The sequence below is a fragment of the Achromobacter sp. CSND-B12 genome, assembly GCF_052906545.1.
The window spans coordinates 4,263,447-4,275,411 of sequence record NZ_JBREGJ010000001.1 but is presented as its reverse complement, the minus strand read 5'-3'; the positions used below and the strand labels follow the sequence as shown (position 1 = coordinate 4,275,411).

16 protein-coding genes, 1 tRNA gene and 1 other annotated feature are annotated in these 11,965 nt (G+C 64.6%); of the genes, 9 read left to right on the top strand and 8 right to left on the bottom strand.

Going from position 1 to position 11,965, the window contains the following annotated elements; genetic code table 11:
• Nucleotides 1–2 precede the first annotated feature (2 nt).
• The 5 genes from ACUTAG_RS20110 to ACUTAG_RS20090 are packed head-to-tail and all read right to left on the bottom strand — an operon-like array spanning nt 3 to nt 3,589.
• Nucleotides 3–563, bottom strand: coding sequence for a DUF2857 domain-containing protein (locus ACUTAG_RS20110; protein ID WP_011347596.1), 561 nt, complete (start codon nt 561–563; stop codon nt 3–5).
• Nucleotides 564–578: 15 nt separating this feature from the next.
• Nucleotides 579–2,234 (bottom strand): ParB family protein, encoded by a 1,656-nt coding sequence (locus ACUTAG_RS20105; protein ID WP_011347597.1) that lies wholly within the window; start codon nt 2,232–2,234, stop codon nt 579–581.
• Complete coding sequence (locus ACUTAG_RS20100; RefSeq protein WP_011347598.1) at nt 2,227–2,475, bottom strand: hypothetical protein; 249 nt, start codon at nt 2,473–2,475, stop codon at nt 2,227–2,229. Before ACUTAG_RS20100 ends, ACUTAG_RS20105 begins: the two co-directional genes overlap by 8 nt.
• Nucleotides 2,459–3,334 carry a ParA family protein gene (locus tag ACUTAG_RS20095; protein ID WP_011347599.1) on the bottom strand — a complete coding sequence of 292 codons (876 nt, stop codon included), beginning with the start codon at nt 3,332–3,334 and terminating at the stop codon, nt 2,459–2,461. Before ACUTAG_RS20095 ends, ACUTAG_RS20100 begins: the two co-directional genes overlap by 17 nt.
• 42 nt (nt 3,335–3,376) lie before the next feature.
• Nucleotides 3,377–3,589: an AlpA family transcriptional regulator gene (locus ACUTAG_RS20090; RefSeq protein ID WP_011347600.1), complete on the bottom strand. Its 213-nt coding sequence runs from the start codon at nt 3,587–3,589 to the stop codon at nt 3,377–3,379.
• 173 nt (nt 3,590–3,762) lie between these two features.
• On the opposite strand from ACUTAG_RS20090, the gene ACUTAG_RS20085 reads away from it, so the two are divergent.
• Nucleotides 3,763–5,009, top strand: a protein-coding gene (locus tag ACUTAG_RS20085) for an IS3 family transposase (RefSeq protein ID WP_157128430.1) whose coding sequence is annotated in 2 segments (ribosomal slippage) — nt 3,763–4,045 and nt 4,045–5,009 — 1,248 coding nt in all. Because the reading frame shifts where the segments join, the coding sequence is not laid out codon by codon here.
• Nucleotides 4,044–4,160 (top strand) — a sequence feature (AL1L pseudoknot). (Overlaps the previous gene by 117 nt.)
• Nucleotides 5,010–5,031: 22 nt before the next feature.
• Here ACUTAG_RS20085 and ACUTAG_RS20080 read toward each other — a convergent pair.
• Entirely contained in the window at nt 5,032–5,787 is a 756-nt protein-coding gene (locus ACUTAG_RS20080; RefSeq protein ID WP_011347601.1) for a hypothetical protein, read from the bottom strand.
• 29 nt (nt 5,788–5,816) lie between these two features.
• On the opposite strand from ACUTAG_RS20080, the gene ACUTAG_RS20075 reads away from it, so the two are divergent.
• The 4 genes from ACUTAG_RS20075 to ACUTAG_RS20060 all read left to right on the top strand — a co-directional run bounded on the left by ACUTAG_RS20075 (nt 5,817) and on the right by ACUTAG_RS20060 (nt 7,671).
• Nucleotides 5,817–5,975: a hypothetical protein gene (locus ACUTAG_RS20075; protein WP_167310314.1), complete on the top strand. Its 159-nt coding sequence runs from the start codon at nt 5,817–5,819 to the stop codon at nt 5,973–5,975.
• 592 nt (nt 5,976–6,567) lie between these two features.
• Nucleotides 6,568–6,641: transfer RNA gene (locus ACUTAG_RS20070), tRNA-Cys, on the top strand.
• A 68-nt stretch (nt 6,642–6,709) separates the two neighbouring features.
• Nucleotides 6,710–7,078, top strand: a complete 369-nt coding sequence (locus ACUTAG_RS20065) for a hypothetical protein (RefSeq protein WP_148319084.1) — start codon at nt 6,710–6,712, stop codon at nt 7,076–7,078.
• A 2-nt stretch (nt 7,079–7,080) separates the two neighbouring features.
• Nucleotides 7,081–7,671, top strand: a complete 591-nt coding sequence (locus ACUTAG_RS20060) for a DUF2946 family protein (RefSeq protein WP_049054329.1) — start codon at nt 7,081–7,083, stop codon at nt 7,669–7,671.
• A 42-nt stretch (nt 7,672–7,713) separates the two neighbouring features.
• Here ACUTAG_RS20060 and ACUTAG_RS20055 read toward each other — a convergent pair whose 3' ends face one another.
• Complete coding sequence (locus ACUTAG_RS20055) at nt 7,714–8,166, bottom strand: nuclear transport factor 2 family protein (RefSeq protein WP_006389029.1); 453 nt, start codon at nt 8,164–8,166, stop codon at nt 7,714–7,716.
• Between the two features lie 96 nt (nt 8,167–8,262).
• Nucleotides 8,263–8,664, bottom strand: a complete 402-nt coding sequence (locus ACUTAG_RS20050) for a DoxX family protein (protein ID WP_076467737.1) — start codon at nt 8,662–8,664, stop codon at nt 8,263–8,265.
• 123 nt (nt 8,665–8,787) lie between these two features.
• On the opposite strand from ACUTAG_RS20050, the gene ACUTAG_RS20045 reads away from it, so the two are divergent.
• The 4 genes from ACUTAG_RS20045 (at nt 8,788) to ACUTAG_RS20030 (ending at nt 11,947) form a co-directional block, all read left to right on the top strand.
• Nucleotides 8,788–9,720 carry a LysR family transcriptional regulator gene (locus ACUTAG_RS20045; protein WP_020924967.1) on the top strand — a complete coding sequence of 311 codons (933 nt, stop codon included), beginning with the start codon at nt 8,788–8,790 and terminating at the stop codon, nt 9,718–9,720.
• 10 nt (nt 9,721–9,730) lie between these two features.
• Nucleotides 9,731–10,312 carry an NUDIX hydrolase gene (locus tag ACUTAG_RS20040; protein WP_006389026.1) on the top strand — a complete coding sequence of 194 codons (582 nt, stop codon included), beginning with the start codon at nt 9,731–9,733 and terminating at the stop codon, nt 10,310–10,312.
• Nucleotides 10,309–11,064, top strand: coding sequence for a leucyl/phenylalanyl-tRNA--protein transferase (gene aat, locus ACUTAG_RS20035; protein WP_006389025.1), 756 nt, complete (start codon nt 10,309–10,311; stop codon nt 11,062–11,064). The genes ACUTAG_RS20040 and aat overlap by 4 nt, the downstream gene beginning before the upstream one ends.
• A 127-nt stretch (nt 11,065–11,191) precedes the next feature.
• Entirely contained in the window at nt 11,192–11,947 is a 756-nt protein-coding gene (locus ACUTAG_RS20030) for an arginyltransferase (RefSeq protein ID WP_020924968.1), read from the top strand.
• Nucleotides 11,948–11,965: the final 18 nt, after the last annotated feature.

Sequence of the window (11,965 nt, the reverse complement as noted above, 5' to 3'; positions counted from 1 at the left end):
GGTCAACCCAATCCCTGATCGACCCAGCTCTTGATCGAGGCCCAGACCACCGACAGAGGCAGCGACATGCCTTCGGCCAAGTCCATGGCGGCATCGAGGATGGAGGTCTCGTCTTCGAGATCGACGTTCCTGCTGCTGGTCACGGCCTTCCATTGCCGCCACAGCTCCGTGTCCTGCTTCTCGTCCAGCACGGGATGGCGACCCTTGCGCTTGGGCAGGCCGAGGATTTCGCGGCGAAGCGCCACTTCCTGGTGGGTCAGGCCGTAGAAGCGGCTGACCATTTCGGTGCTCGCGCCGAGGCGCAGCATGCGATCGACCGTGGCGATCTCCTTCTCCACGTCCTGCGCCTGCCTGAGCAGACGCAGGAGCACTTCGCGGTTGACCGTCACCGAGCACCACGAGACGTTGGCATTGGCCAGCACGCTGATCAGCGCGGGATGCTTGAGGGCGTCCAGCTCTTCCTCGCCAAACCCCATCAGCTTGCAGCGGCGCAGTTGCCCATTGCGCAGGTCATAGAGGGCCTGGGCGATGACGGCCTGGTTGAGTGGGTGTGGTGCGGACATGCTGGCCTCCCTCGCTTACGTTCCAGCGTCCGCAGCGCCGGCGTCCAGGTCGAGCAGACGGCGGGCCAGCCGCAGCAGCCGGAACAACTTGACCAGTGCGGTGTCGCTCAGTCGCCGGGTTGCGTCGCCTTGTCCGTGCAGCAGCGCCGACAGGTCGATGACGAATTGCCCGTTGTCCAGGCGGACGTCGGCGGGCTGCTGACCGGACAGGCATGCCAGCAGCGCCAGAACGGCACGACCCAGCGGCCCCGGGTCCTGGGCGTAGGCACGGCAGGCGAAACCGATGCCGTCTGGACGGTCATCGATGCACTCGTCCAGGCGGGCCTCGTCCGCGATCTCGCGGGCGAACTGCGCGACGTGGATGCGCAGGCGCTCGGGCGTGTCCAGGCTCGCGTCGATGTACCAGACATCAGAGATCGGATAGAGCCCGCCGGCCTGTACGGGGATGGACTGCAAGACGTTCGCCGAGAAGTCAGGCGGCAGCGCATCGCCCAACTGGTCGGCGACCATGCGCTGGATGGACTGAAGCCGTTCGGTCGTTGGCGCCGGTGAGACGATGTGCTTCTGAAGCAGGTGGTCGTCCGCTGTCGGACTGGCCGTGCCCGCCTCGTTGGCATCTGCGTCGCTCTCGCGCGTTGAGGTGGGAGACGCAGGGCTTGCAGGCTGCGCTGTCGGTGCTGGCCCTGTGGTGGGCGGCGAGGCGTTGGCAGGTGGGCGCGCGATAACCCCAGGCTCCGGCAAGGCGGGCGGCGTCGAGGATGGCGTCGGATCGCTGACCAGAGCGCGCTGGCGGCTCTCGGATTCGGTCATGTCCAGCGCGAGCACGTCGTAATCGACGCCCAGCAGCTCGGCCATCTGACCGATCAGCTCGTCCTGTACGCGCTGCGCGGAGAACTCGTCGGCCTGCACATCAAACTGCGACAAGACTTCCTGGAAGAACTCGTCGAAGTCCTGAACCAGCGTGCGGCCCTTGGCGTAGCGCTCCCACGCGAACATGCAGGCCTTGCGCATGACCGACAGGCGTTCGACCTGGTGGCGGCCGAGGCCGCCATAGAGCACGGCGGGGATCGCCGGCAGGAGGTAGCGCACCGCGTCGTTCATGCGGCTGATGTGCGACTGCTGGACCGGGAAGCCATCGGCGGCCAGGCGGCGGGCTAGTTCGGACTGGCTCAGGGCGGCGCCGCTTTCCTGCTCGTAGAACTCGCGCGCCTTCTCGACGCCGAGGGCGCGCTCGATGAAGGTGAGGCCGCCGCGCAGTTCGTTCTCGGCCAGGTGGCCGGTCAGCATGACGACTTCGCCGCGGCTGGGCCACGGCCGGAACAGGCACGATATGCGGAAAAACTGCTCGTCCTTGGTCTCCGACCACAGTTCGCGCAGGATCGCCAGCCGCGTGTTGCCGCCGTTGCGGATGATGTAGTGGTCCTCGCCAGGCCGTCGGGTGATGGCCGGTGCCGCATCCAAGCCGCGCTCGCGGATGGATGCCTTGATTTCCTCATAGGCCGGATTGCGCTTCTTGCGCGGGTCATGGTCGTAGGGGCGTAACTGGTCCAGGGTCACGACCATGGGTGTGTCGGCGATCGGATCGCTCAAGGCCGACGCGGCCGGGCCGCTGCGCTCGAACCCGGCCGCGAGCAGCTTGCCGGCCATCTGCTGGGAGGTGATCTCAGCCATGGCTGCCTCCCTGCGCCTGGGATCGGGCCTCGCGCTCGGCGCGGCGGATCTGCGCACGGGCGTTGAGGGCGGCCCGGTGGTCGCTGGCCGTCGAACTGGTGTAGATCGCGGCACAGCCTGTCTTGGTGAATTTGAGGTGGCCGCCCGGCGTGCGTTTGACGTGCCAGCCTTCACCGACAGCGAACTCGATCAGGGCGCGCAGCCGCTTGTGGCCTCGGGCCAGTTCATGTGCATTCGCCATGGGGCCTCCTGCCATCAAGAGGGACTGGCGAACGGCCGGACACCGCGGCAAATCGGTGTTGCCACTGCGGGAACAGCTCGCCAGCGAGGCCGCGCATGGTTTCGAGCGCGGCGGGGGCGACTCTGCCCGGTGGCTGGCGGTATTCGACCCGATGGACTGGCAGGCCGCGCGTCGCGGCGCGCGGATAGGCTTCGATGGCCGGCACGTCGGTGGTCAGCACGCGGATGCCGGCGTGGTCCTGGAACAGGTCGCGCAAGGCCTGCTGGATCAGCCGGGCGTTCGCCGACACGGGGTGGACGCGGTTGATAAGCAGGTGCAGCGGTGGCGGCTCGATGCCGAGGTGCCGGTACGGCGCGATGTCTTCGAGCAACTGCATGGTGCCGCGCCGCAGCTCGCGCGCCGCGAGGATTTCCGGGGTCACGGGCGACAGCGCAACGTCGGAGGCGAGCACCGCCATCTCCAGCAGCACCGAGCGCGCGCCCTGGGTGTCGATCAGCACCAGGTCATAGAGGGGAGCCAGGACCGGCAGCAGGTGCCGTAGCCGCAGGCGCCCATCCGGCGCGTGCAGCAGCAAGGTGTTCAACTCGCCCCGGTGGTCGTTGGACAGCACCAGGTCCAAGCCCGAAATGATTGTGCGGGACACGAGCTGGCCGAGGTCGCGCTCGTTGAAGGCCAGCAATTCATAGATACCGCCGGGCGCGCGGTGGGCCAGCTCGTAGTACGAGGACAAGGTGGGCTGCACGTCGAGATCGAGCAGCAGCACGCGCAGCCCCGCGTCGGCGACGAGCCCGCCCAGGTTCGCGGCCGTGGTGGTCTTGCCGACGCCACCTTTCGTTGAAATGATGGATACAACCTGCATGGCGTTCTCCGTGTGAGGATGGAAGGTCCGCGGGAGAACGGGTCAGGCCCGGTTGTTGACGCGCTCGGCGATCCACTGATCGATTTCGATGGAATCCCAGCCGACGGCGCGCACACCCAGGCGCAGCGCCTGCGGGAACTGGCGCTTCTTCATCAGGTTGTAGATGTGGGCACGCTTGAAGCCGGACTTCGCTTCGACTTCTTCCAGACGCAGAATGCGGCGCTCGTTGGGTGGCAGTACAGGTGTTTGCGACATGGCGGTCACTCCTGAACGCTCAGTGGCGTTTGTTGGCGTGACCTCTATTCAATAGACACGGCTGCGGAAAGACATTGCAAATGCAATCTCCGCGACTGCACATACAAGCTGGCAATCCTCAGAGTGAATCACACCGGCTTCCGTGGAGGCTCAACTCCTGTGAGGATTGAGTCATGAACACTAAAGCTGCTCGTTTTAGCCCTGAGGTACGTGAACGTGCCGTACGTTTGGTGCAGGAATGCCAAGCGGATTACGCATCGCTGTGGGGCGCATGTGAATCGATAGCCCCCAAGATTGGCTGCTCTGTCAGCACCTTGCATGGATGGGTTCAGCGCAAAGAAATAGATGCAGGCCAACGCCCAGGATTGACCACGGATGAACGTGAGCGGCTCAAGCAACTGGAGCGAGAGAACAAGGAACTGCGCCGAGCCAATGACATCCTCAAGGCTGCGAGCGCTTTTTTTGCGCAGGCGGAGCTGGACCGTCGCATCAAGAGTTAATTGACTTTGTAGACCAGTATCGTGATGCCTATGGGGTCGAGCCAATTTGTAGGTTGCTGCAAATTGCCCCATCGGGCTACAGGCGCAGGGTTCAACAAAGAAACTGCCCTTGGCTGCGCTGCAAGCGCAGCCAATCAGATGAAGAACGTTGCAGTCATATTCAACGGGTGTGGCATGCCAATTGGCAGGTGTATGGCAGCGTCAAAGTCTGGAAGCAGATGCACCGAGAGGGTTTGCCGATTGCCCGCTGCACAGTGCAACGCCTGATGCGCAAGCTGGGCCTTGAAGGTGCAAGGCGAGGCAAGAAGGTACGTACGACACGCCCAGATGTGGCACGGCCAAGCCCGCTAGACCTGGTCAACCGCCAGTTCACAGCCCAGCGCCCTGACCAGCTTTGGGTTGCAGACTTCACCTATATATCAACATGGCAAGGGCAAATGTTTGTGGCCTTTGTGATTGATGTCTATGCCCGCCGCATAGTGGGCTGGCGGGTCAGCAGCCACATGCGTACGGACTTTGTGGTGGATGCGCTGGAGCAGGCGCTGTATGCCAGACAACCTTCAAGCGATACGAAACTGATTCACCACTCCGATAGGGGGAGCCAGTATGTGTCTATTTGCTACACAGAGCGTTTGGAGGAAGCTGGCCTGATGCCTTCGGTGGGCAGTACCGGCGATTCCTATGACAACGCCTTGGCCGAAACCATCAATGGTCTTTACAAAACGGAGGTCATCTACAAGCGAGGACCGTGGAAAACACGGGAATCACTGGAGCTGGCAACACTGCAATGGGTGCACTGGTTCAACCACGGCAGATTGCTGGAGTCCATAGGGCATATACCGCCAGCGGAAGCTGAGGCAAACTACTGGCGGCAAGTTGCCAATACCGTGCAGGCTAGCGCCTGCACTTCAACAAACTAGCCTCCACCAAACCCGGTGCGATTCAGAGCGTGGCGCTATGCAGCCGGCGCCTGGCCGTGGCGAACTTGCCGTTCAGCGTCCGCTCGGCGATCCCCATGACGCCGTGGTGATGGGCGACCAGTGCGCTGACCACAGCCTCCTGCGTCTTGAAGCTGGAGTACGGCGTGCCCGAGGGCGACTGGCCGAGCATCAGCTCCAGCATGCCCCCGATGATGTTCAGGTAGGTGGCCTCGGCCCGATCGCTGATCGGGCACTGCGCGCAGGCGGGAATCACCGTGGACTGCTTGAGCAGCGCGTCGTGCTTGTCCTGCAGCTCGCGAAGTTGGCGCTTGGACTGTTCCAGGGCGGATTTCAGGGCGAGCTGCTCAACCAGCATGGCTTGCCCAGTCTCCAGCGAGATGAAGGGATGGGCGATGCGCTCGCTGCGGGAGAAGAGAAAGCCTGGTCGCTGTTCGGGGTAGTGCTGGCGCATCCAGCGCTTCAGATCGACATGGCGGACGGTGAGGTCGGGAGAGTCGATCAGCTCGGTGTCGTGCATCGTGATGCCGTCCCGCCCGAAGGGCAGCTCCCCATTGAGGATGCCGTCATAGATGCGTTCGGTGTACAGCCGCAGTTCGCCCCAGCGTGGGCAGTCCAGCGAAAGTGGCAGGTTCCGGGGCGACGAAATCGAGGCCAGGATCACCTGCTCGTACCGCAGCAGCCCGGCCCAGCGGATGGACGCTTCGATCGGGAGGTAGAACACCTTTGATGTTGGTGCATCATTCTTGTTCTCGTACATGCTCGGTCTCCTTCCAGGAGAAGAACTACATGGCCGACTCCTTTGCCGCCGACATCATGGTCGGCCTGTTACCTGTGCAGGAAACGAGTCCCGAGGCTCGCTTCGTCATGGGGCTTGAGTACTTCTCACCAGTTCGCGCCGCTGGTAGCCGTCGTATGCTCGGTGTGCAAAAATCCATTGATCGCTAGAAGGTCAATCGCCGGAAGGTGGGTTCGACAGCGACGCGCACGCTATCAGGGTCGTAAGAAATTGCGGCCCCTGCAAAACCCACTAGGTATGACTAGATATGCCAGCGGTTTCACGAGGTGCGAGGGGGCGGCAGTGGCCGCCGAACGTCCGGCCGGACGTAGTAAACCCGCGCCTGTGATGCTTGTTTCCGCATCCTGATATATCGACAAAGGCAACGTGCGGTGCGTGCCGCTCCTTGACAGCATCCGAACTAGGTCAGCACCGGAACATCGGCCTAGCCCTCATCGCCGTGGGATGCGGAAGCAGAGAGTGAGAGGTAGGAGGCCAGTTCGAGACCACCGCCGCCGACGTAGCGCCGAGTGTGGGTCGGGTGTGCTGCGTGCAGGTCTATAGAGGTCAGTGGAATTCTTTGGAAGATCTTGTTGGCGAGGATGAAAAATTAGGCTACAATTTAGGTCTTCGCTGGCCACCTCGGCGAAGAAAGGGTTTGGGAAACAACGACTTATGCGCCTAGTGCAAGTCTCGTTTCCCGCTCCAAATACAAAAAGGAAGCACCGGCCTATACCGAGCTTCCTTTTTTCTTGCAGTACTGGCGCAATGGCAGAGTGGTTATGCAGCGGATTGCAAATCCGTGTACGTCGGTTCGATTCCGGCTTGCGCCTCCAGTACCTTTCCTGCAATCCCCCCTGCATCTCGTTACCCATCCCTACGCCCGGTCAATCGATTGATTGCTATGGTGACGCCGTTTTCATTTGACGACGATCCCATGCTCAACAATCAAAAATCCCGCCGCCCCTCCCCTACGTTGTTGGCATTGTCCACCGCCGCCTTGATGACGCTGGCGCCGCTGGCCGCCGAAGCGGATTCCGATCGCCATCACCATCGCCATGGACATGGGCATGGCCGCGGCGAGTATAAAGAGAAGTATTGGGATGGCGCCTGCGAAGTCGAGCGCAAATGGAAACGCAACGGCGACTATCGCGAAAAGCGTAAATGCCGCGACGACTACCGCTATGGCTACGCGCCCCAGCCGGTTCTGGTGCCGGCGATGCCGGCGCCCGCCATCGTCATCAACCCGCCCCCCATCATCATTCGCCCCTGACCATGGACCCCTTGGTGAAAGACGCCATTGCCCGCTGGCCCGACGTGCCGGCGGTATTCGGCTGGCTGTCGCTGGACGCGCGCGGCCGCTGGCGTCTGCATCCCCTGGGACAGGCCGCGCAAGGCGGCGCGGGCGAATCGATCACCAACCCGCAGATCCTGGGATTCATCAACCGCAATTACGAACGCGACAACGATGGCCGCTGGTATTTCCAGAACGGGCCGCAACGCGTGTTCGTGCGGCTGGACGCGGCGCCATACGTGCTGCGCCTGGGCGATGATGGCGGCAGCCTGGTCACGCATACCGACGCACCGGTCGATACCATCACCGCCTGGTGGCTCGATGACGCCGGACAGTTGTATGCCATGGCGCCGCAAGGGCCCGGCATCGTGCTGGACCGCGATCTGCCCGCGCTGATGGACCGTTTGACCACGTCCGACGGCGTGCCATTGCTGGACGCCGTGGAATCGCTGGCGGGCTCGCATCCCTTGCCCGTCACGCTGCCCGGCGCCTATCCCGCCGCGCCATTGCGGCAGGTCGAGCGCGCCGACGTGCCGCTGGTGCTCGGCTTCCAGGCAAATCCCACCGCCTGAATCTCACCCCCCACTGCGGCCGCGCGCCGCGCCGCATGCCGTTCAGAACATGCCATTGCCATTGGCGGACTGCTCGGGGATCGGCTGGACCGCGTCCCAGTGCTCGACGATCCTGCCCTTTTCGAGACGGAAGATGTCGATGATGGCGTTGCCGCGCGTGCCCGGCTCGCGCACCGCGTGCACGTGCAGGATCACGTAGTCGCCATCGGTGAAGACACGCTTGATCTCGCTTCTGGACTGCGGGTACTTGTCGCGCAAGAAGGCGACGAACTTGCGGAATCCCTCGGGCCCGTCGGCGGCGTTGGGGTTGTGCTGCACGTAGCGGTCGCCCAGATAGCGCAAGGCGGCATCCGCGTCCTTCTGGTTCAGGCCCTTCTCGTAGAAGGCCAGCACGGCCGCCTTGTTGGCGGCTTCCTGCTCGGGCGAGGCCTGGGCGGTGGACGACAGGGCGGCCGCGAACAGGACGGCAGCAAGGACTCGCATAACGGGTGACATGGGATCTCCAGGTAAGCCAAGGCGGCCGGCCCATTCTAGGGCCGGCCGCGCCGGGAACGATGCCCAATCCAGTAGACAGTTTGATGCGCGGGGCGATCAGCCGCGGCCGCTCTTGAGCAACGCGAACTTGCCGTCGCCCAGCAGCGCCAGCACCGCGGCAGCCACGGCCAGGAACACCGGATATTCCCAGCCGCCGCCCGGGTTGCCGAAACCCCAGCCGTTGCCGAAGTGGACGCTGGACGCGACAAACAACTGCACCGCCGCGATCACGGCGATCCAGCGCGGCCACACGCCGAGGATCAACAGCACGCCAGCGCCGATTTCAAAGAAGGTCACGGGATAGGCCAGCCAACCGGCGAACCCGATCTTGGCGAAGAACTGCGCGGTGCCCGGCAGCGTGAACACCAGCAGCTTGGTCAAGCCGTGGGCCAGGAACATCACGCCCAGCGCGATGCGGAGCAAAAGCGCGGCATACGGCGCGGTACGGGTATCGATCATTGCATTCTCCGGGAGCGAATCGCCCAGGACGGGAAGATTCTTGATGGCCGCTATTCTTGCGATTCCAAAAACAAAGATAAACATGCAAAATCGCAACTTATTGTTCCCCATTAGGAAACAATCATGGACACCCATACCGCCATGCAGACCTATGTCCGGGTCGTCGAACTGGGCTCCTTCGCGGCGGCCGCCGACAAGATGGGCCAGGCGCGCTCGGTGGTGACCCGGCAGATCGCCTTCCTGGAAGAGAAGTACGGCGTGCGCCTGCTCAATCGCACCACCCGCAAGCTCAGCATGACCGACGCCGGCCGCGCCTTCTACGAGCGCGTGCGGCCGATATTGGCCGAAGTGACCGACCTGGAGTTGTCGCTGCAGGCCGAAGGCCAGGCTCCGAGCGGCCGCCTGCGCATCAGCGCCCCGGTATCGTTCGGCATCCTGCACCTGGGCCCCGCCATCGCGGAATATCTGCTGCGCTATCCGGACGTGGTGATCGACCTGGACCTGAACGACCGCGTGGTCGATCTGGTCGAGGACGGCTATGACGTCGCGGTGCGCATCGGCCCGCTGCAGGATTCATCCCTGGTGGCGCGGCCGCTGGCCCCGCAGCAACTGTTGGTGTGCGCCGCGCCGGCCTACCTGGAAAGCCATGGCGTGCCCCTCGTCCCCGAAGACCTGAAACAGCACCGCTGCCTGCACTATGCCTACGCCAGCACCGGCAACGAATGGCATTTCGAGAAGGACGGCGTCAGCCACCTGGTGCGGGTCAACGCGGCCTTGCGCGCCAACAACGGCGACGTGCTGCGCACCGCGGCGCTGGCCGGGCACGGCGTGATCCTGCAACCGGAATTCCTGGTGGGCGATGACGTGCGCGCCGGCCGCCTCGTCGCCCTGCTGCAGGACTATGTCCACACCCCGATTTCCATGTACGCGGCCTATCCCCATCGCCGCTTCCTGTCGCCCAAGGTGCGTTCCTTCGTCGAACACCTGGAAACGCGCTTCGGTGGCAACGCGCCGACTCCGCCCGCGCGGCGCGCCAGCCGGCGCCGCAGCCGTTAGAATCGTATCCATGACCGCCAAATCGCCCCTCGAATATTTCCCCGCGCCGCGCCGTGCGAATTTCTGCAGCCAATGCGGCTCGCCCGTGAACCGCCGGGTGCCCGAGGGCGACAACCGCGAACGTGACATCTGCGACCACTGTGGCGCCATCCACTACCAGAATCCGCGCCTGGTGGTCGGCACGGTGCCTGTGCTGGACAACCGCGTGCTGCTGTGCCGCCGCGCGATCGAGCCGCGCTACAACACCTGGACGCTGCCGGCCGGCTTCATGGAACTGGGCGAAAGCACCGCGCAGGGCGCCGGCCGCGAAACGCTGGAGGAATCCGGCGCCCGTATCCGCCTGGGCGACATCTACACCATCATCGACGTGCCGCAGATCGAACAGGTGCACGTCTTCTACCTGGCCGAAGTCCTCGGCCCCGAGCTGGATCCCGGCCCCGAGAGCCTGGAAGCCCGCTTCTACGACGAGGCCGACATTCCCTGGGACGACCTGGCGTTCCGCACCGTGGCGACCACGCTGCAACGCTACTTCGAGGACCGCAAGCGCGGCACGTTCGGCCCTCACCACTACACCTTAGAATCGCACCGTTGAAGCTGCCCTGGCTCGCCGCAGACACGCCGTTCCCGCCAGCCGAATTCGCCCTGACGGATCCGGACGGGCTGCTGGCGGCTGGCGCGGACCTGTCCATCGATCGCCTCGTCCAGGCCTATTCCAACGGCATTTTCCCGTGGTATTCCGAGGGCGAGCCGATCCTCTGGTGGAGCCCCGACCCGCGCATGGTGCTGGCCTGCCAGGACTTCGCCCCCTCGCACTCGCTGCGCAAGCTGCTGCGCCAGGTCGCCAGCCACGAACACGAGGCCGCGCCGCGCATCGAGGTACGGGTGGACACCGCCTTCGCCACCGTCATGGCCGAATGCGCCGCGCCCCGCGAGGGCCAGCCGGGCACCTGGATCACCGCCGCCATGCGCCAGGCATACCGCGCCTGGCACGAAGCCGGCTACGTCCATAGCGTCGAAACCTGGATCGACGGCGAACTGGCGGGCGGCTTGTACGGCATCAGCCTGGGGCGCATGTTCTTCGGCGAATCGATGTTCACGCGCGCGCCCAACGCCTCCAAGATCGCGCTGGCCTACCTGGTGCGCTATGTCAGCGCCCAGGGGGTGCAGTGGATCGACTGCCAGCAGCAGACACGGCACCTGGCCAGCCTGGGCGCCCGGCCGATCCCGCGCTCGCGCTTCCTGGCGCACATCCGCGCGGCGACCTCGCGGCCCGCCATCGCCTGGGCGCCCGGCAGGCTGGACAGCACCGGGCGGCTGATTCCGTTCGCGGCCTCGGCAGGCTAGCCGCGGCACGACGGGCGCCGCCATGGCCGCGGCGTTCATGCGTCCCCTGGCCACATCGGATCGCGGGTTAGGCGTTACTATGTAGTCGTCCCCGTCACGGACTTGGCGCCGGACACCGGGATTCCAAATGAGCCAGCTAAAAGAATTACCTTTCTCCACGCTGCAGTTCTACGCGACCGCGCCCTACCCTTGCAGCTACCTGCCAGGACGCCAGGCCCGGTCGCAGGTCGCCGCGCCCGGCCACCTGATCAATGCCGGCACTTATTCGCAACTGGTCGAGCAGGGCTTTCGCCGCAGCGGCCTGTTCACCTATCGCCCGCATTGCGACAACTGTCACGCCTGTGTGCCGGTGCGGGTCGATACCGCCGGCTTCGCGCCAAACCGGAGCCAGCGCCGGGCCTGGCGCGACCACCGCGACCTGCAGTCGTTCGTGGCGGAGCTGGCCTGGTCGCCCGAACACTACCGTCTCTATACCCGCTACCAGCAAGGCCGCCACCCAGGCGGCGGCATGGACGAGGACAGTCGCACCCAGTACGCGCAGTTCCTGCTGACCAGCCGCGTCAATACCCGCCTGGTCGAATTCCGTGACCCGGGCGGCGTGCTGATGATGGTGTCGATCATCGACGTGCTGGACGACGGCCTGTCGTCCGTCTACACCTTCTACGACCCCGACGTGCCTGGCAGCCTGGGCACCTACAGCATCCTGTGGCAGATCGAGCAGTGCCGCACCCTCAACCTGCCCTGGCTCTACCTGGGCTACTGGATCGAGGACAGCCGCAAGATGTCCTACAAGGCAAGCTTCCATCCCGCCCAGTACCTGATCGACGGCGCCTGGGGCGAGCCTCCGGCGCCGGCCGGCGGCGCCGACGATCGCGCCGCCTGACCCGGGGCGGCGGGCGCG